Source organism: Lactimicrobium massiliense (genome assembly GCF_900343155.1).
GTDB classification, from domain to species: Bacteria; Bacillota_I; Bacilli_A; order Erysipelotrichales; family Erysipelotrichaceae; genus Bulleidia; species Bulleidia massiliensis.
This window is the reverse complement of the sequence record NZ_OUNG01000004.1, coordinates 134,927-154,970: the sequence shown is the minus strand read 5'-3', so window position 1 is coordinate 154,970 and position 20,044 is coordinate 134,927. Positions and strand designations below refer to the sequence as shown.

Genomic DNA, 20,044 nt, shown 5'->3' with positions numbered 1-20,044 from the left:
ATGAATAAAAAGAGATATACAGGTAATAAAGGATTCACATTAGGTGAAATGTTGATAACCGTGGCGATTGTCACCATACTGGTAGCCGTTACGATTGTGAATGTTGTTCCGTATGTATGGAATCTGCGTCTGAAGGATGCGGATCAGGCGGCACATGAGATCTATCTTGCGGCGCAGTACCATCTCAGCTCTGCCTCTTCAACAGGTGCTCTGAATGTTTATAATACGTCGCAGCTTGGTACGGAAGATAATCTGTATACAGGAACAAATTATCAGGCATCCAGCGGTGATCATGTCTACGATATTGTGGTCTCTCCTGATCAGAAGAAACCAGCAATCCTGGATGCCGTCCTGCCATATGGCTCTGTTGATGAAACTCTGCGCAGCAGCGGCAGCTACATCATCACCTATGATTACGATTCCGCTACGGTATTGGGCGTCTTCTTTTCATATGCCAATAAAAGCTATGGATATCTTTTCTCAATAACGGATCTCAGCGATAAGGCAGATGCGCTTCATAAAGCCATGGCTTCTGATAATGGCAATATCAGCAGTGAAGGGGCAAAGACGATCCGCCGTCATTTCCCGGATGGAAGTGCGAAGCATACCATTGGCTTCTATGGCGGTGAGGATACCGGTGCCTCTGCAAAGGTAAGCGATGCCCCGATTCTGTACGTTGATAACGGAGATACGCTGGATGCTCTGATTTCGCTGAATAAGGAACAGGTAAAACCCGGTTACTATCTGCAGCTCAGAGTTTATGGCACTGACTCACAGAAGACAGAAGTTAAAAATCTGCAACTGAGCGATCTTACGAAGAAAGACGATTCCTATGTCTATACTCTGGATGCCTTTCAGGATAAAACCGGCGGCGACTCACTGCAGTTTGCAAAGCAGTTTGATAAGCTGTATGCCGGTGAAAACATCACGGTTACTGCCAGAATTGTGAAGAGCACGAACAATACTTATACCAATGTTTCAAAGTTTTCGGATCCTGTGCATACCAATTCTCTGTTCGGCAGTCTGAACAATGGAAAAGCAATCATCAGCAGCATCCGCCACCTGGAAAATCTTGGAAAATTCAATGATTACGTGAAAGTCACGTCAGCATCACAGGTTTCCGACATCACTTTCTCTAACTATATTGTGAATCTGGAAAACCGCGTCGGCATCAAAACGGATAATGTAAAATATGAACCTGTAAACTTAAAACAGAGTCTCATTTACGACGGCAGTTATACATACACCGATTCTGATAATTCAAAGACTGCCCGTCAGCATCTTTTAAGCGGTACTGTCACAGAAACCGACAAGGATGGCGGTGTTTTCGGCACGCTCACAGGCAGTACTTCAGCGCTGAAAGTAACAGGCCTTGAAGTCATGGATATCAACGTCAAGGCTGATGGGCATGCCGGAGCTCTGCTTGGTCAGGCATCAGACGGAGCAACCTTCGAAACCGATAATGTACTTGTCTGGAGCAAATCTGCGGATCTTTCCATTCAGTCCACAGGCGGCGATGCCGGCGGTCTGATCGGCCGTGGTTCCGGCAATGTGACAATCAACAACAGTGCTGCATCGATTTATGTGAAGGGCAGTGGGAATGCCGGCGGCCTGGCCGGTTATGCATCAAATCTGACTGTTGATAAGAGCTATGCATCCGGACACACGTACCAGTCAAAGTATATTGATAGAACTGATATTTCCGATGAAAATGGAAATCAAAGATATAACATCATAGCCGGAAATGGTTATGCCGGCGGTCTGGCTGGTTCTGTTAATCACATTCAGAAAATCAGCAGCAGCTATACAACGGCTTCTGTTCATAGTGGAACCGAAGCCAATAGTGCTGCCTTCGTTGGAAACAACAGCAACTTTATCGGTGATGGCAGTTATGCTGTGACATCCCTGAATGGCAAAGCAGTGAAAGAACCATCGGATTTCACAGGAAATGCCGGCACCAAGACAAAGTATGTCAATGATGAAACCTTACTCGGAACGGAATCTGCAGTTACATATCCTTATTCGACTATTTCCGAATTAGCTGGTTCGAATCTTGATAATGCTACATGGTTTTTGAGCGCTCATGTGGGTGACTGGACGGCGGAAACACAATCTAAGGCAGAAACTTCATTTAATAACAAGGAGATTCTGCAGTTTATTACTACTGTTCCAGATGTTTCTGCGGATGATGAAATAGAAGTGCAGTTCTTTTATGGAAACACTTATAAAGATCAATATGGAAATACACAGAGAATGGGCGTGTATGGAATGTCGGATCTTTCACAGACCCCTGCACTGACCTTTACTTTTAAGAATGGGAAAATCTACAGCATAAATAACTATTACAATTATGCTAATTTGAAAACCTGGAATACAAAGACTCCTGATGACTGGCGCTCTAATCTTTGCAAGATTAAACCAGAAGGAAATCAGACAACCTTCACGATTAATCTAGATGACATAACTTATTATAAAAATGGTAACCTTGGCAGTTTTGCTAATGTACTTTCAAATGTGCTTGGAATAGCACCGGGTTATGATGTGACTGCCCGTGTGGTTGAAAACGGTACTGTCATTTCAGATCCAGTTGTGACAAATAGCCTTTACGGAGATCAGACAACAGCTGACACGATAGTAGTCAGCTGCGGCCGTCATCTGCAGAATCTGGATCCTAGTGTAAGTAATAATAAGTGGACAGATGCAAATATTTCAAAAATCAATTTGACATCTGATATTGCCTGGAATAGTACATCAGATTCTTTCTTTGACCGGGTGAATAACCTTCGTATCAATCCAAGTGATACAGTTGATGGCGTTTATGCAGGTAGTCAAATTGTAAGCAATAAGAAGTTCTTATCAATTAATGGCTATAATTTCAATAATAGTAATAATGCTGTTGTTTTCGAAGGCAACGGTCATACAATATCGGATATTAATTTTCATGTGAATGATGATGCCTCAGGCTTATTCTCTAAGATTCACGATTTCACCGTACAGGATCTGACAATTCTAAATGGACAGATTGAAGCTGAAAATAATGTCCAGGCTGCTGGTCTCTTGGCAGGGTATTATTCAAATGGTTCGGTGAAAAACTGCTATGCAGTAGGCGAAAATTCTGCTGTAAGAATAGGAAACAGCCAATATGCCGGTGGTCTGGTTGGCTATATGCAGTCAACAGATATGACGAACTGCGGTGCATCGGTTTATGTCCAGGGTAGCATTGCCGGAGGTCTTGTCGGAGACTTTAACAGCGGCAGTATTTCTAGAAGCTTCAGCGGTGGGCGTACAACTAATGGCAGTTATCTGGAAAATGCAAAAGTAAAAGGCTATTACAATGTAGAAGGTTATACTGATGCCGGTGGTCTTGTCGGTCAATCCGGCGGCACGATCACGCATTGCTATTCGACAAGTTCTGTCTATTCAGGAAACAATCAGTCAATTTTGCCGCATTGGGGTTACACCAGTGGAAACGGTCATGCTGGTGGTTTGATTGGAAAAACCGGGAATCAAAAAGCAGTTAATAACAGTTATGCAGTAGGTATGGTACTTGGGCCTCAGGGATCGGCCGGTGCTTTAATCGGTTATTACGATAACTACGGTTTTGATGACAGTGTGGTAAATAATTACTATCTTGAAGGAATCAATGTAGATGTTTCCACAATGAAAGAACTGCCTGCAGTTGGCGGTCCTAACCAGACAGTATATATCAATGGACAGACGCAATCATTAACAGAAGGCCATATGAGCTGTGTGAATTATTACAGTTCTGACTCAAATCCGATTGCGAGAGCAGATGATTCAAAAGTGCATTATTTCACGTACTCATATGATTCCACACTGCAGGGCTCATACCCATACGTTTCATGGACCAGACAGGCTGATAATGTCAGTACGCATTATGGCGGCTGGCAGATACCGATTAATAAGCCGACACTCTGCCATATTCTTCTTCTTGACAGCGACGGGACGACAAAAGTTGCTGAAACAAGTGTAAGCTACGGGACCGATTGGGCGTCGCAGTTCGAACAATATTCGGCGCAGTTATCATCCAAAAAAGTGGATGGAAAGTCATTTGTTGGTTGGGTTGACAGTAACGGCAATCCGGTAACAGAAAGTAGTTTTGCGTCCGTTATCACAGATATCACGGCTACTGCAAAGTATGCTTCTGAAGTTTCCTTCTATTATGAGGACCCGGAAACCGGAAATAATGAATTCATCAGTACGGCTGTTGTCAAAGATTCTGACATGAGTGTAAATGTGCCGTCTTATCCGTCATTCAATGGATATTCATTTGAAGGCTGGTTTATCGATAATAATAATACGGCCGTCGTAAAGAACAATAAGATTTACAATCCATCAGCGTCAAAATATACTGCAAAATATAAGAAACAGGTCATTTACACCTACAAAGTGCTGTTCTGCTATGAGGAGAAAAATGGTACTCCTGGTAACAGAATTACTTCTCTGAATACTCACACCTATGAACGCACCAATGATAATTATCAAAGTTTTAACCAGGAAATTTCGTTGATGGGAATTACAGCGCCATATGGTCAGCTTGACAAACTTTATGCTGTCAATGACGACACGGGTGATAAGATACTAGATCAGCCGCTTCATAGTGCAGATAATAAAGTGACGATTACAGGATATGCAGCTGATGTTACGTATTATGTTCTCTTTATATCAAAGCAGGTAACATACAATGTCGAACATATATTTAAGAATTCATCTGATCTTTATAAGCAGGCAAAGGTAGAGAATGGTTTACTTCAAAATGGTGATGAACTTGCTTATGATCCCTATTCACAAGTCACTTTGACTGAAACAAAACCAGGTAATGCCGGCAGTATGACAGCAGCAACCATCATAGAAAATCTGGGTGATGGCTAGGAGCTGGATGGCAATATCCAACAGCAAAGTCTGCCTGATGATAACACGACTGTCGTAAAAATTTATTACAGCCGTAAGAGTTATCAGGAAACCTTTAATACTGGCAAGGGTACTTATCTGAGTCCGCGCCTGATTCCATATGGTAAAAATGTGACGCTGCCTAATGCTGATGATGTGGTAAATACAGGTTATAAATTGAATGCCTGGAAGGTAGAATATGGCAGTGTTTCTGTAACATTAGATCCAGGCAGTTCTTTCGTGATGCCAGCAGAAAATGTGACAGTTACTGCTGTTTGGGAAGAATCAAAAACCGCTGACGTAACAATTCAGATCTGGCAGCAAAGACCGTTCACCAAGACAAAATACACCACATCAGATTATGACTATGCCGGCTCATATACAGTGACGGATCAGAAAGTTGGTGAGACTTACACAACGAGTGACCCTGCAGTGCGTAGGAATCTTGGCACGCAGGTATCATTTGATCATTTCCACTACAAGGGAGTGATTATCGGTGCAGGTGATGCAATCACAGATGGTGCTATTTCCTTAACTGTTAATGCAGATGGAAACAATGTTGTCAACCTGTACTATGATCGCGATCAGATCACGATTAATTTCTACTATCATGATCTTATTTACTATGATTACTATACTCATACTGGTTACTATACTTATCCAAAAACAAAGCCAGATTATTCATGGAAAGGATTGTATGGCGAAGAATTTGGGGATAAATATAAATGGAATACAGATTATGACTGGTATTCATCCCGTAACCCTGTGCAGGTGCGGAGAAAGTGGTATTATGAGCCTTCAGGTTCTCGGCTGACTTTTATCACCTATTTCCATGTGGAAGAAAATTATCGAGATAAGAACAATAAGAATACAATGAACCTTTATGGTTTCACTGCGTCTAAAGGCAACAGTTATATCAGACATTGGGTAGAGAATCTTGATGGAGATGGCTGGACACCTAAAAATGATTCAGAATCCGAATATTACACATCATTTACATTCTCCAATAAATACCCATATGGTTTTGAATTGGATCATTACAGTCATCCTGAAGATTGGTTTGGCTACATTGAAACAGGCAAAGCCAAAGAAAATCAAACAGAACTAGTAAAGAATGGATTGAATATTTACTATACACGTAAAAATATACAAATAACGTTATTGAATGCTGTTGTAAATAATGATGACAGTCAGGTGCCTTATCAGTTCCAGGAAAAATATGAAACCGGATATGATCGGATTGCCAAGGATTTAGAAAAACTGTCTATTTCAAAACCGGATAATGTTGATGGTGAAGAGTTTGTCGGCTGGTATCTTGATCCGAACTACACAAAGGAGTTCACTGGAGATGTGAATTCCAAACTGACGCAGAAACTGCAGTTGTTTGCGAAATGGAAGAAGTCCCAGTATCACATTTATTTCTATGATGAAGCAGGCAATCAGCTTGGTGAAAAGGATGTGGCAACTGGTGATCAGCTTTATAACAGTGATACAGGTGTCAATGATTTCCCTTCAGTCTCTGCACCGGATGGACATGAGGTGCGGTGGTATTACACAGACAGTAACGGCAAGGAACGGCAGTTCATCAAAGATCGGAAGATCATGAAGGACCTGTTAAGATCAGATGATGTCGGTACAGATGGGTATTACACCATTCATCTCAAGGCAAAGGTCATGGCGGCTGGTGAAGTGAATCTGACGTATCAGCTTGTAGACCAAAACGGAAATAAGATTACCTATAATGGTGAATCTACCTTTACAACGGCTGAGAAGTATACAATCGGCACGGAATTCAACATTGTTCCACCGGAGATAGATGGATATACATATATGTCTGGCGCAAATGGCGTAGCATACGATGGAACCGAAAAGAACCCGATCAAGCTGTATTACAATCTGAGTAAAGGCAGCTGGCAGTATGAGAAGCGGCTTTATGCTATATATCAGGACATTGACGACAGCACAAAGTCGGAGATCTCGGTTGAAATCCCTACGGATAATCCGGTCGTATCTACAGAAAAAGAAGAAACCGTGGAGAACTCACCGAGAGTGGATGGTTATACATTTGCTTCGTCTGCTGTTCTGAAGAAGGGTGAATCAAGCGCTGAAAGAACAACTTCTTCACAGCTGAGTCTTGAAAAGGATAATGGTTCGGGTCAGACGGCTGCGTTCTGGTATCACCCGAAGTGGACCGGAAAGCTGTCAGATACCACAGCTGTATATGACGGCAGTGAACATGGCGTGACATTCACGCCGGATCACATGCCGGTCATCGGAGACAATACAGTCGTTTACAAGTACACATATACACAAACGTTAGCGAAGACGTCGGAATCCACAGTGCAGTATGTATGGAATGATGCGAATGGCAGCCATACATCCGGCAAGGCACCGGTGAATGCGGGTGTTTATACTGTCAAAGTGGATGTGCTGCTGTATAACGGAACATCGCTGAGTGAAAATACATTGCTGAACAGCAGTGGTTCACTGCTTACGGTATATAGTCATGAGTTCGATGATGGTCTGAATATCAGCCCGGCAGATGTCGAAATTACTTCTGCAAATGGTTCCTGGGCATATGATGGTCAGCCGCATTCACTGAACAGCTGGTCTGTATCTGTGAATGGTACGTCAGTAACGCAGAATGAATCACCGGTAACGGTAAAATTCCTGCAGCCGTATTCCACCATTACCGAGCCGGGTATTAACGTCAATAGATTCACGTATGAGATAAAGGACGGTTATCTTGCGGACAACTACAAGGTAACTTCGAATCCAGGCAGTCTCAAGGTGGAATGGGAGTATAAGGTTCGTTATGTTCTCTCGCTGCCGGATTGTGTCTATGAAGCAAAGAGCGATGCTGACAAGAAGAAAGCGGAAGCGGCTGGAAAAGATGTAAAGCCGATTCAGATCACGATGTTTGAAAATACAGATGCATCGCCGCAGCCGGCTCCGACCTTCAATGACAGCAGCCAGGAAGCATTGGATCTGGAAGGGCTGAAGCGTACGGACAGCGGAAATCAGACAATCCGTTATACAGATAAGGACGCAGTAGTCACGTATACCTACACGCTGGATCTGGATGATGTGAAACTTAAGAAAGCGGATGACGGCAGTCTGCAGATCGTGATCAGTGATAAGGATGAAACGAAGCAGAAAGTTCTGGCAGCCCTTAAGCCGTATCTGCAGGCAGTCAAGAATACAGATTCTAAGGATGATGATTCAGAAACAGAGAAGACTCCTTATGAGACGTATCAGGATACGAAGAATAAGGATTATCGTATTGTCTATCGCTTTACATACACAGATGCAGCGAAGACGGATACTGCTGTCACGTATCTCGTGAATGAGGATGGTACGATGGTGACAGATAAACCTGTTTCGGGAAATGTGCCTTCAGCCGCGGGAGATTACAATGTATCTGGTGAAATCCTTGTTCAGCATCGGACGGAAACAACCGATGAAGAAGGAAATGTCACGGAAAGCTGGAATGACGGGAATATTCTCTGGCAGTCATCAACGCCGGAGAACATCACGATCAAATGATGTGATGATCGGAAACAGAGTATCGAAGTGATGAACAGAAGCCGCTGTGGAGAGAAAAATCTCTGCAGTGGCTTCTTTTATGATGGGCGGCAGGAAACTGAACAATAGCTGTTTGTAAAGTAAGCGAATAATAATCAGTACCTATGCAAAAAGCCATTTCCAGGTACACTAAGCAGTGTTGATCGGAATGGTTTTACATACCGGGTTTTTGATAGGCTTCCTGTGACCAGGGCATGAGGCTTTCTGGTATTTCTGTACTGCCTCCGTTAATGATTTTTGGGATTTCTTCCAGCAGATGCGTAAAGTATGGATACAGTTTCAATCCATTTGCTTTGGCTGTTTCGACGATGGAGTAAATGCCTGCGCTTGCCTCTGCTCCTTTTGGTGTATCAATTAGCACCCAGTTCTTCCGTCCTACTGTAAATGGACGGATGGCAATCTCTGCAGCGTTATTATCCAGTGGAATATTTGCGTCTTCCAGGAATACGCGCAGATATTTTTCCTGGTTCAGTGCATATTGAATCCCTTTGCCTGTCTCTTTTGCAGATGTTCTGCTGGCGGAAGCTCCTGGATCAGATGTTCTTCATGGTAGATTCTCTGAATTCTCTTTACCGCTTCTGAGGCAATTGGCTTTTGGTGCTCTTTGCCATTTGCTTTCACGATGGTGGAGAATTTTCTCTTTAAATGGATCTTATTCGAGAACTGGAATAAGATCCATTATCTTAGAAAAATGATTATTCAAGGTGTTTCAGATTATGGCGATCGTTTCACATATCGTTTCACATACTGTTAGTAACTTCTCGAATAACATTTTTTACACTTTTAAGAAGTCAGGTATTCTTTCAGATTCTTTATCTGTTTCGGCCATCCTAAATTGGCGTAAATATGACTTCCTTGTTTGTCATAGAACTGATACGTATAATGTCACTGACGATAGAAAGGAAAAAGCCTTGAAGTATCAATCTTGGCAGATCACTTCACCATTGCCCGTGGAAGCGATCTGTTCAAGAAGCCGGAGGTGAAGCAGAAAGCAGGCATTGAAGAAGAATACAAGAAGCTATTGGATGAAAACAAGCTGTTCTTCACCATGGATCTGGTAAAGGAACAGCTTGATAAAGCATACAAAGCAAATAGCGAAAGAGGCATGAAGATTCATATTAACCGGATCATACGCACCTGCAAAGCAACAGAGAACAAGCATTTCATATGGTTTGCCAAGCTGCTGGAGGAACACATGAAAGGAATTATCTCTCATGCAAGAGTCCATATCTCATCCGGCAAAGTTGAAGGAACCAACCAGATGATAAAAACATTGAGACGCAAAGGATACGGCTATCCAGATGATGAATATTTCTTCCTGAAGATCATTGATCAGTATTCCGATATTTAATGCGCAGCTTGAGAAAGCAAGAGAGGCAGCGGATCTCGCTAATCTGAGATCAGCATACGCTGCTGGATGTGCCAAGATCTTGACAGAAGAACAGGATAACAGCAGCAGTTCATTGAGCACTGTTGTCGGATATGTATATGAACCGGGATCCGGGAAATTTATAACAGGAGCTGAATGGAATGAAGCATATGTTGAATTTCCTTCAGATTATGAACCTGATTGTGTTGGCAAGGGCACTAAGACAGTTGGCAGTTCAAATAATGCGTATGGTGATATCACTGAAATCAATCAGATTACCAATGATATTTCAAAAAGCACCAGCAGTGAGCTCAGCAGCGGGATTGTTTACGATCCGAGCCAGGATGTGAGTGGTATGCCAATCGTAGTATATATTGACTGGAAGAACGGGAAGGTTCTGGCGTGCTTCTGGCCGCAGTGAATGCCGGAAGATTATTACATAAGAGAAGTATCAAAAAGAGGGCGGTACAGCATAGTGCTGTACCGCCCCTTTCGTTTGAATGCCTTCAGTACTGTTTTTAACAAGCTGGAGATGTTCCTCCAGCATACTGAAAAATCAAATCTCAATGATGCAATTCTGTTTTTATGTATTACTGCATGTTTTCCGTCAGAATCCTGATGATTCAGTCTGCTTCTGATTCAAGGACAGAGAGGTATCTTTCAGTCCTCTTTAAAAATTCTTCCAGGCTGAAGTATCCGGATTCTTTTAATAAAAGCTTTCCATCAATATACAGGCATATGGTTGGTGCAGATAGGATGTCGTGCTGTGCTGCGGCTTCGGGATAATCTTCTATTGAGATATAACGCATGATGACATCTGTATGTTCAAGGTTCCATTGATCCAGCTTGGCTTTGATTGCAATGCATGGTGTGCATTGGAATGTTCCAAACTGCAGAATGACGGCTTTATTATTGGTGATCAGGTGATCTATATCTTCATTTTTCAAAAGGTTCTGCATAGTATGTTTCTCCAATGATTTGGCTTGTCCTTTTAATTTATCATTATTTCAAATGAAAGACAGAATTATGCATTCCGTAATCATATTGGACATATATTTGTAATAATATTGTCTTCACTGCGATATTATTTTTGTATAAATCGGGGGATATATGTGGAAGTTAATCATAGCTGTCATTGTAGTCGCTTTGGCATGAGAGGTTTATGCAATTTATAAACCGAAGATTAAGGGGAAGACGGGAGAAGCTACTATTGGTATTCTGCTGAAGAAACTGCCTGCTGAAAAATATATAGTACTGCATAATGTGCTGCTGAAAACAGAAAAAGGAACTTCACAGATTGATTTTGTTGTGGTTTCTGTTTATGGAATTTTTGTAATCGAAGTGAAGAATTATGCGGGATGGATTACGGGAAGTGAGAATGGGAGTCAATGGACACAGACCATTTATCATTCTAAGCATCGTTTTATGAATCCGATTCATCAGAATTATGGACATGTTAAGGCGATTGAAGCATTGCTGGGAGATTCTTCTGTTCCGATCTTTCCGATTGTTACTTTTCCAGGCGACTGTACGATGAAAGTCAGTTTTCAGCATTCGAATGTTGTGAAATGGGGCGCATTGAAGAGTGAGATTGAAAAGCTTTCGACGGATGAAGCAATTACAGCTGGGCGAATGAAGGAACTCACTGACCTGATTACTTCCAGCAATGTGGATAGTAAGGAAATGCGCAAAGAACATCTTGAGAACATTCATAAAGAAAAAGAGACAATCGCAAATGGGTATTGTCCTCGCTGCGGTGGAAAGCTGATAGAGAAGCAGGAAAAGTATGGTAAGCTTCTTGCTTGTTCCAACTATCCTAAATGCAGGTATACGAAACATCTCGATTAAGAAATCATTTTCGTCTATTAGTTTTTTTGGTAAGCAAAATAATAGATGGTAGCCTGAACAGTACTGATATACTAGGAATGCCAGATAGTATAAAGTAATTTATATTTGGAGGAGTATTATGAACATTAAAGATTTCACATCAACAGAACAGAAACAAATCAACGCAGGTCTCTCCACCGCAGAGATCACCGACAAGGAAGCAGCGGATAAGATACTAGCTCTGGTTCCGCAGGAGTGGATTAAGAAGATACCGTTCTTTGTGAGAAAGCACGCGACGACGAAGACCATCGAGCGGATCGCAAATCAGTATCCTGATCTGTACGCTGTCGCAAAGAAGCCGGGAGAACTGCCGGAGAAGGAGCGCGAGGAGCTTCGCGGTATCATCACGGGGATTTTCAAAGAGAAGATGGATAAGCACAACATCAAGTGATGTATCCAGCGCGTCAGCTCTGGCACTTGTGGATATCGTGTTAATGTGTGCAGTGAGTGAACGGAGGAAACCATATGAAAAAGAATAGAAATGGCTTCACGCTGGCAGAGCTTCTCATTGTGGTCGCCATCATTGCTGTTCTTGTGGCAATATCCATACCGATTTTCATAAGTCAGTTGGAGAAATCACGTGAGGCGACGGATCAGTCATCTGTGAGCTATCGCAACGGAACATATTATCTGGATGTTGACCTAAAGCAGAAGAAGGCTGATTGGCAGACTGCAAACGTAAATATTGCAGGGGTCACATCTACTGATACATCACGTTGGATCGGGACACCTCAGCCCGATGGTCAGTGCAGAGTTTCCTATGATTCGGCAAATGGTGTTAAGTTTATATGGTCAGGTACGGCATCACTTACAAACCTTACTACAGAGGTAAACAGCAATAGCAAGTATTCGGCAGAGAGTCTGGTGGGTTATGGAAATGCCGCATATTTTACTAAGAATGTTAAGGTTAACGGGACAGATGTGTATGTAAGATCGTTTTATGCCGGGGAAGGATCTACATTTCAGAAAGCGGCGGAAGCGTTTGAGAAGAATCCTGTTGCAGAAAAGTTTACAGATAGCAGTTTTTACAAGATTGAAAAAGAGAATGATAAATATACATCTGATGTTCGGGCATTTGCATATTTTGATCTTGACGAAAACAACAATATTAAGAATTACACGCTTGTGATGCCTGATGCGGTTTATTTTTCTCCGGATGGCGGGAAAACGTGGAAGTTGAAATAAGGAATGGAATAGACGGCGGTGCTGGATGAATGCCTGCGCCGCTTTTTGCTGTCTTGGGAACCGTCCAGTTTTATAGGGGAAAAGCATTCGTTGTTAGAGCCGGGCGGAATGGGCCATTTTGCGCCGGGAAAAAATGGCCCATTCCGCCCGGCTCTAACAATATGAAAAAGGATACGAGGGGAGGTATTCATAATGAATGATCATGATAATGGGCTCAGGGATTCCAACCTGCCATTTACAGTTTATATACAGAGATCACAACTGTCTTCCGGGCTGTACATAGTTGCGTTTGGTTTCAATGATGATGGTTTCACTAACACGGCTGCACTGATAGAAACTCCATCTGCCTGGAAGAATATTGATCTCTCTGCACAATAATGATGACGCTGCAATATAGACAGGGGTGTCTTTCCCCGGTCAATGCATGCACATGATCTGAGATTGGTGGCGATGTTGGCTGCAGATCTCAGCCTTTTTTGATGTCATTCACAATCGTATCTGCCAATTTTACGGATTTGTTTACTCCTGTTCTTTTTTCTGTTTTGACAGTTGGGACTGGTGGTATATTGATTCATAGCATCTGGGTGTTTTATGGATGGAACGTGAATACGTGATTGATTTGCGTTGGTACTTTGTGTGCTGGCAGAATAGCATGGTCAGCTGCTGATTCATCAGAATACATGAGCGCCTGGTGATACATGGTGAAGAGGACCGGCTGAAGGGAGCGGTGAACCGTGATGGAGACGATGGATCAATTTCGCGGGGCAGATTCCCTGTTTTCCTCATGATGTTGTATTCTGGTATTGAAGTGTGTAATATGTCAGTTTATCTGAAAGCAGTAAAGCAGGAGGGAAGAAGAGAGAATGAAAGCCTATGCGTTTTCTGATGATACACGGGCATTTATCGAGAATGTGCCTATTCCGATTGCGGTGTATCAGTATATTGATGAGCAGATCAAGCCCCTCCTTGTTTCGAAGGCGTATCTTGCGCTTTTTGGATACAGCAGCAGTGAAGAAGCTATTTATGGTCTTGGCCGGGATCTTTACCGGAATGTATATCCGAATGATATTGCCAGGATGGAGAAGAGTGCTTATGACTTTGCAATGCATAAGCAGGACTATGATGTTGTGTTCAGAAACCGCCGGGAGGATCAGACGGAGTACCATCTGATTCATGGTACCGGCAGGCATATTACGATAGATGGTGCTGATATTGCGTTTATTACGTATACGGATGAGACTGCAGATCAGGGGAATGATCAGCTTGTCAAGGCGGTTCTGACATCACTGTCCGGCAAGTATTCTTCTGCGGAAAGTACGGAATATGCAAAGCATTATGACAGCCTGACCGGACTGCAGAATATGACGCATTTTCTTGATGATGCGATGGCTGGCATTGAGAAGATCCGGGCCGGGAAGCGGGTGCCGGTCATCATGTACTTTGATCTGAGCGGACTGAAGGAATATAACAGCAGGTATGGTTTTGAGGAAGGTGACCGCCAGATTAAAGCTCTTGCCGGTCTGATTACTTCCTGTTTTGGCAGGGACAGGGCTTCCCGCTTTGAAAGTGATCACTTTGCTGTCTATGCAGAAAATAATGAGATTGAAACGAAGCTGCATGCTTTGTTTGCAAAGATGGATCAGCTTGGTGACGGCAATAATCTGACCGTCAGAACAGGCATCTATCTGTATGACAATCCTGATATCAGACTGACAGATGCCTGTGACAAAGCCAGGCTGGCATGTGAGTCTCTTGCCCATACAGTCTCTTCTGCCTTTGCCTGGTTTGATGCCGGCATTCAGAAAAATAATGCCCTGAAATTCCATGTGATGCGGAATTTTGACAAGGCATTGGAAAATGGATGGATTCAGGTTTACTATCAGCCGATCATCCGTACCATGACCAGAACTGTGTGCAACTGTGAGGCACTGGCGAGGTGGATTGATCCTGTCTACGGCATGATATCTCCGGGACAGTTTGTGCCGATTCTGGAGGAAACCGGACAGATTTATCAGCTGGATCTGTTTGTGTTTGAGCAGGTTTGCAGCAACTATCAAAAGCGCATCAAAGAAGGAAGCATTCCGATTCCGGTATCCATTAACCTGTCCAGAAATGACTTTCTGCATGATGATCTGCCGGATGACATTGACCGGATTTCAAAGAAGTATGGCGTGCCGAGGGAGTTCACCAATCTCGAGATTACCGAAAGCTTTTTTATCAGGAATCTGGACAAGGTGAGTTCGTTCATTGAACGCTTCCATCAGATGGGATACAAAGTGTGGATGGATGACTTTGGTTCCGGATACTCTTCCCTTGGTGTTCTGAAAAAGTATTCCTTTGACAAGCTGAAGCTTGATATGTCTTTTCTGCGGGATTTTGACGAAAAGTCCCGGCAGATTATTACGGCTGTTGTGCGCATGGCAAAGAAGCTGGATATTTCTACTCTGGCCGAAGGTGTTGAAACAGAAGAGCAGTTTCTTTTTCTGAGAAAAATCGGATGTGAAAACATACAGGGTTATTTCTTTGCGCCGGCGGTGGCGATGGAAAAGCTGAATCCGTATCTGCAAGAGCATGGTCTAAAGCCGGAGCAGGCTATGTGGAGGGCGTATCTGACCAGTCTGAGCCGGATTGACTATCTCACTGACAAGACGCTGTGTGTGGTGGATGATGATGGTGTCACCCTGAAGGTTCTTTTTGCGAATGATGCCTATCAGGAGATCCTGGCGCAGGATAATGTGCCTGATCTGCAGAGCTGGGAGAACAGGATCAATGCGCCTGGTGATCCGATCCATATCTTCCACCGGCATTATGCTGATCAGCAGCTCAGGAAGAAAGAAGGACCGCAGACAACGTCTTATCCGTCTGGTGATCACTATATGCAGCTGACAGGATCGGTGGTGGCCAGACAGGACAGTCATTATCTATATGCCATTCATATCCAGTATATGAAGGTGAATGCTGCAGATTTCCAGCAGGTGACGCTGGGGGCGATGAGCGATCTGTATTATTTGTGCAATGATATCGCCATCTATGATCTTCAGAATGATACGGTTCAGGGCATCAAATCCTCTCTGGCAGATCAGCCGATGGGGACTGGCACCAGGCTCAGTAATTCCTTTTCGGTGGTCAATGCCTGGAAGATGAACTACTGCTATCTTCCGGATCAGGATCGTTTTGCGGATTTCATCGATCCTGCGACGATGAAATCCCGTCTGGAGAAGAGCGAGAATCATGCGCTGATGGATATTTTCCGAAGTATTACAGCATCGGGAGACTATCAGTGGTTTCTGCATATTCTGATTCCCATGCAGAGATCAGATTTCAATAAAGTGCTGCAGGTGACGATCAATGCCGGTCTGCCGGAAGAAGAAATCCGGAAGATCACGGCTGCGTATCACCAGGAGGCACATGAAGATATGTCCGGAAAGATGGATGGCAATATTCTCTGGACGAATCTGATGATGAATGCCAGAAGCATGTACTTCTGGAAGGATGACAGGCGCAGATTCGTCGGGGCAAGCAGGAGCTTTCTCGCATATTTCGGCTTCCGTTCGGAAAAAGAGATCATTGGCAGAACGGATGAGGAAATCGGCTGGCATATTCATCCGGAACCATTCAGAAGCGATGAAGAGGCAGTCCTCAAATCCGGCAAAAAGATATATCTGCGGCGCGGAGACTGCATTATCAATGGTGCGAACCGCAGTATCCTTGTCAGCAAGATTCCGGTATATCACGATGGCAGAATAATTGGCATTCTGGGTACAGCCGTCGATGCCGAGGAGGCACAGCAGATCTTTGAGGAAGGAAAGCGGTCTTCCTCCATTGATCCTGTGACGGGGCTGGCCAATGCCCGCGGTGTTTCGGATGGTGTGTATTCCTTCCTCATTGAGCGCTGGCGTACAGGCATGAATTTTGCGATGGTTGAGGTGTCTGTCCCCGAATACACGGAGGTCGTAAGGCTCTATGGAGACAGCTCAGGAGACCGTCTGCTGCAGAAAATCGGGAATATTCTGAAGGAATGCGGCGGCAAGGGCTGTCTGATCGGCAGGACCCGGGGAAGTTATTTCAGCCTGCTGATGAGATTCAGCAATAAGGAAGAGGTCAGAAATACGGCCCGCAAGATCCGTGCAGCCATCGAGGCTCTGCGGCAGGCCGGTCAATGGAGCGGCAACTGCAGTGTTGAGATCATGGCTTCCTATACAGATTCATCCAGCCGAAAGCCGAATGATTACCTGAGCGGGGTGTCCGGTCTGATCCTCAACAGCAGGGATACAGAGAAACTCTGAGAGTACTTTTGGCGATGGGCTGGCAGGAATGGGGATGTTGCGAATGAAGAAACAGGATATGAATCAGTATATTGTTTCACACTTGGATCAGGCACTGGAGGAAGGCTGGATCGTGCCTTATTTTCAGCCGATCATCCGTACGATCACGGGGCGCTTTGCCGCATCGGAAGCACTTGCCCGCTGGCAGGATCCTGTATACGGGACCCTGATGCCGGATACGTTTGTGCCGGTTCTGGAACAGCACAGACTGATTTATAAAGTGGACTGCTATATCCTGAAGAAAGTGGTTTTGCTGCAGAGGAGCAGAATTGATGCCGGTCTGCCCGTTGGACCGGTTTCTGTCAATCTGTCACGGCAGGACTTTGATGTCGTGGATATGGCTGCCTGTGTGAGAAAGACGGCTGATGCCGCGCAGATCCGTCATGATCTGATTCCGCTGGAACTGACCGAGAGTGTACTTGTCAAAGACAGGGAGAAGATGAAATCGGTTGTCCGGGCGCTGCGTGCAGAAGGTTTCAGGATCTGGATGGATGATTTTGGAAGCGGCTATTCTTCACTGAGTTTTCTGAATGACTATACCCTGGATCTCATCAAGCTGGATATGGGCTTTCTGAAGTCCTTTTCGCATGTTTCAATGGAAATCATGCAGAGTACGGTCAGTCTGGCAAAGAAGCTTGGCATACGGACCCTGGCTGAAGGTGTTGAAACCGAAGAACATGTACAGTTTCTGAAAGAGATCGGCTGTGATATGATGCAGGGCTATTATTATGCCAGGCCGATGGGCAGCCGGGATATGACGGCTTATCTGGATCGTATGAAACTGGCCGCAGAATCTGTGCGGTGGCAGGCCTTCTATGACAGTGCCGATGCCTGTGTAATCAGCAGTGATGTTCCAAGGGCCCTCATGGAATATGATGTGACGCATGACCATATTCGCTATCTGTTTATCAATCCGCAGGAGAAAGAACAGCTGCGCAGTATTGGCCGCCGCCAGAGTGCGGATTCTGAATTTGTCCTGAATGCCGGGAATACGTCTTTCCATGAAAAGCTGCTGGAGTTTTACAGTCATATCATGCAAGGGGATGAAAAGGCAGTCCTGTATATCTCAGATAATGCTTTTTTCGTACGCCTGGAGGGAAAGCTGGTCGCAAGACAGGATGACCGCTGTATTTTCCTGATATCGCTTGTTAATGTTACGCAGGAACGGACGCAGAAGATCAATGAAGTTCTCAGCAAATCTGCATCTGATATTCTACTGCTGTTTGATGATGTTCATGTTCTGGATCCCGGGAAGGATACTGCGGATAATCTGGTGAATAATTTTGGCATTGATGGCGGTCTGCAGAATCATGATCCGCTTCGCAGAGGACTGCAGTATTTCTGTACAGAAATGGTTTTCAGAGAGGATCAGAAACGCTATGCTGCTTTTGCGGATGCGGATACGATGATTGAACGCATCCGGCAGACACCGGATGGTGTTCTGCGTGATTATTTCCGGGTGCTGCGCAGTGCGGATGAAAACTATGTCTGGAAAGAGTTCAGTCTCTTTCTGGTGCCCGGATCCCGGGAAACAAAAGTGCTTTCCTGCATCAAGAGTGCAGAACCCTCGGCCGATGCGGACTTTCTGAAAAAATTGTGGGGGAAATGCGGGACAGAAGAGAAGGGAGGTTCATTGGAGAAAGATGAAAATGATACCACTCATATTTTCTGATCTGATCTGTGCTGCCATTATCGTCTATGTCTGGATACGCATGTATCTGAATCCAATGCTGGAAAAAAGGGCCGTCAGGCTGTTTCATCGCATTGGTACTGCCCTGCTTGCTGCGGTGGTTCTGGACCACATCTGGGAGTATCTTTTTGAAAATGCCAGTCCGTCCGCTCTGCCGCTCTCTCTTCTGAACGTCATCACCACCATTACGTTTTTCTGCGTGCCTCTTTCCTTCTTCTTCCTGCTGGTGTATCACCGGGCAAAGTGGGACTGGCTGGATACCATCATGCTGGCAGCGGATCTTTGTCTGATTGTACTTGGGTTTGTCAATCTCAGAATCCCGGTTCTTTATGATACGGATGCCTATGGCGATCTTGTCAATGCACAGGGCACGGCCATATGCTATCTTGGCTCACTGATCCTGTTTGGCTGCATCCTTATCCATGACTTTGTAACCGTGGAAAATCTGGATGTGGAGAATTGGGTGCTGATTCTGTTCAATCTGCTGATTGCCGGACTTGGCACAGCCGGACTTTACTTTGACGGTGATGTCATATCTGTCTGGGAATGCTATTCCATCTCCTTCCTGCTTCTGCATTCTGCCTTGGTGAGACTGTTTGCCAAGACAGACCAGGTGACTGGCCTGCCGAACCGGAATGCATTTACGGTGTCTTATTTCAGCAAAAAGAGAAGACCGGTTCCGGTGCTTGTCTCCTTCGATCTGAATCATCTGAAGCATTATAACGATTCCCAGGGGCATCACTCCGGTGATCTGTATCTGCGTGCCTTTGCCCAGACAGCGCGGAAGTATCTGCGCCCTTATGGCAGGCTGTACCGCACAGGCGGAGATGAGTTCTGCTTCACCTCGTATGCAGATCCCGCCCAGGTACAAAAAGCACTGGATGATCTGCAGAAGCTTGGTGTATGTGATCCGGCGTATGGCCGTTATCCGCTGGATTTTGCTTATGGCATGGTTGTCCGGCAGCCTGGTGAGACAAATGAAGCCCTGTATCAGCGTGCAGATGAGATGATGTACCAGAATAAGCGTGAGACGGAAAAGTAATGGGATATATGGCTGCAGGGAAAGGAATGTACCGGCAGCTTCTGCAGGTG

The 20,044-nt window shown here is 44.5% G+C and carries 13 protein-coding genes and 1 pseudogene; 11 read left to right on the top strand and 3 right to left on the bottom strand.

The features are described from left to right. Both DHU66_RS08650 and DHU66_RS08645 read left to right on the top strand, forming a co-directional pair. The gene (locus DHU66_RS08650) at positions 1 to 4,893 is read left to right on the top strand and encodes a type II secretion system protein (protein ID WP_167836339.1); all 4,893 of its coding nucleotides are present in this window, start codon (positions 1 to 3) and stop codon (positions 4,891 to 4,893) included. A gap of 3 nt (positions 4,894 to 4,896) precedes the next feature. Next, entirely contained in the window at positions 4,897 to 8,457 is a 3,561-nt protein-coding gene (locus tag DHU66_RS08645) for an InlB B-repeat-containing protein (RefSeq protein ID WP_342587732.1), read from the top strand. Between the two features lie 193 nt (positions 8,458 to 8,650). Here DHU66_RS08645 and DHU66_RS12590 read toward each other — a convergent pair whose 3' ends face one another. After that, on the bottom strand, positions 8,651 to 8,857 hold the full coding sequence (locus DHU66_RS12590) for a transposase domain-containing protein (RefSeq protein WP_135358343.1): 207 nt from the start codon (positions 8,855 to 8,857) through the stop codon (positions 8,651 to 8,653). Continuing rightward, a pseudogene (locus DHU66_RS12725) lies at positions 8,840 to 8,998 on the bottom strand (IS66 family transposase); the annotation flags it as partial. The gene DHU66_RS12590 and the pseudogene DHU66_RS12725, both read right to left, overlap by 18 nt. 423 nt (positions 8,999 to 9,421) lie before the next feature. Here DHU66_RS12725 and DHU66_RS08630 point away from each other — a divergent pair. Further along, positions 9,422 to 9,847: a transposase gene (locus DHU66_RS08630; protein WP_108775546.1), complete on the top strand. Its 426-nt coding sequence runs from the start codon at positions 9,422 to 9,424 to the stop codon at positions 9,845 to 9,847. Between the two features lie 79 nt (positions 9,848 to 9,926). Next, positions 9,927 to 10,286 (top strand): hypothetical protein, encoded by a 360-nt coding sequence (locus DHU66_RS08625; RefSeq protein WP_135358342.1) that lies wholly within the window; start codon positions 9,927 to 9,929, stop codon positions 10,284 to 10,286. Between the two features lie 202 nt (positions 10,287 to 10,488). Here DHU66_RS08625 and DHU66_RS08620 read toward each other — a convergent pair whose 3' ends face one another. Beyond that, the gene (locus tag DHU66_RS08620) at positions 10,489 to 10,812 is read right to left on the bottom strand and encodes a thioredoxin family protein (RefSeq protein ID WP_209451792.1); all 324 of its coding nucleotides are present in this window, start codon (positions 10,810 to 10,812) and stop codon (positions 10,489 to 10,491) included. A 220-nt stretch (positions 10,813 to 11,032) separates the two neighbouring features. On the opposite strand from DHU66_RS08620, the gene DHU66_RS12365 reads away from it, so the two are divergent. The 7 genes from DHU66_RS12365 (at position 11,033) to DHU66_RS08585 (ending at position 19,994) form a co-directional block, all read left to right on the top strand. Further along, positions 11,033 to 11,713 carry an NERD domain-containing protein gene (locus DHU66_RS12365; protein WP_135358352.1) on the top strand — a complete coding sequence of 227 codons (681 nt, stop codon included), beginning with the start codon at positions 11,033 to 11,035 and terminating at the stop codon, positions 11,711 to 11,713. A 118-nt stretch (positions 11,714 to 11,831) separates the two neighbouring features. Further along, a complete protein-coding gene (locus DHU66_RS08610) occupies positions 11,832 to 12,143 on the top strand; it encodes a hypothetical protein (protein ID WP_108775542.1) in 312 nt (103 codons plus the stop codon). A gap of 74 nt (positions 12,144 to 12,217) precedes the next feature. Further along, entirely contained in the window at positions 12,218 to 12,937 is a 720-nt protein-coding gene (locus DHU66_RS08605; RefSeq protein WP_108775541.1) for a type IV pilin protein, read from the top strand. A 192-nt stretch (positions 12,938 to 13,129) separates the two neighbouring features. Beyond that, positions 13,130 to 13,315: a hypothetical protein gene (locus DHU66_RS08600; RefSeq protein ID WP_108775540.1), complete on the top strand. Its 186-nt coding sequence runs from the start codon at positions 13,130 to 13,132 to the stop codon at positions 13,313 to 13,315. Between the two features lie 485 nt (positions 13,316 to 13,800). After that, the gene (locus tag DHU66_RS08595; protein ID WP_108775539.1) at positions 13,801 to 17,223 is read left to right on the top strand and encodes an EAL domain-containing protein; all 3,423 of its coding nucleotides are present in this window, start codon (positions 13,801 to 13,803) and stop codon (positions 17,221 to 17,223) included. A gap of 43 nt (positions 17,224 to 17,266) precedes the next feature. Beyond that, positions 17,267 to 18,934, top strand: coding sequence for an EAL domain-containing protein (locus DHU66_RS08590; protein WP_167836338.1), 1,668 nt, complete (start codon positions 17,267 to 17,269; stop codon positions 18,932 to 18,934). After that, positions 18,912 to 19,994, top strand: coding sequence for a GGDEF domain-containing protein (locus tag DHU66_RS08585; protein WP_167836337.1), 1,083 nt, complete (start codon positions 18,912 to 18,914; stop codon positions 19,992 to 19,994). Before DHU66_RS08590 ends, DHU66_RS08585 begins: the two co-directional genes overlap by 23 nt. Positions 19,995 to 20,044 lie beyond the last annotated feature (50 nt).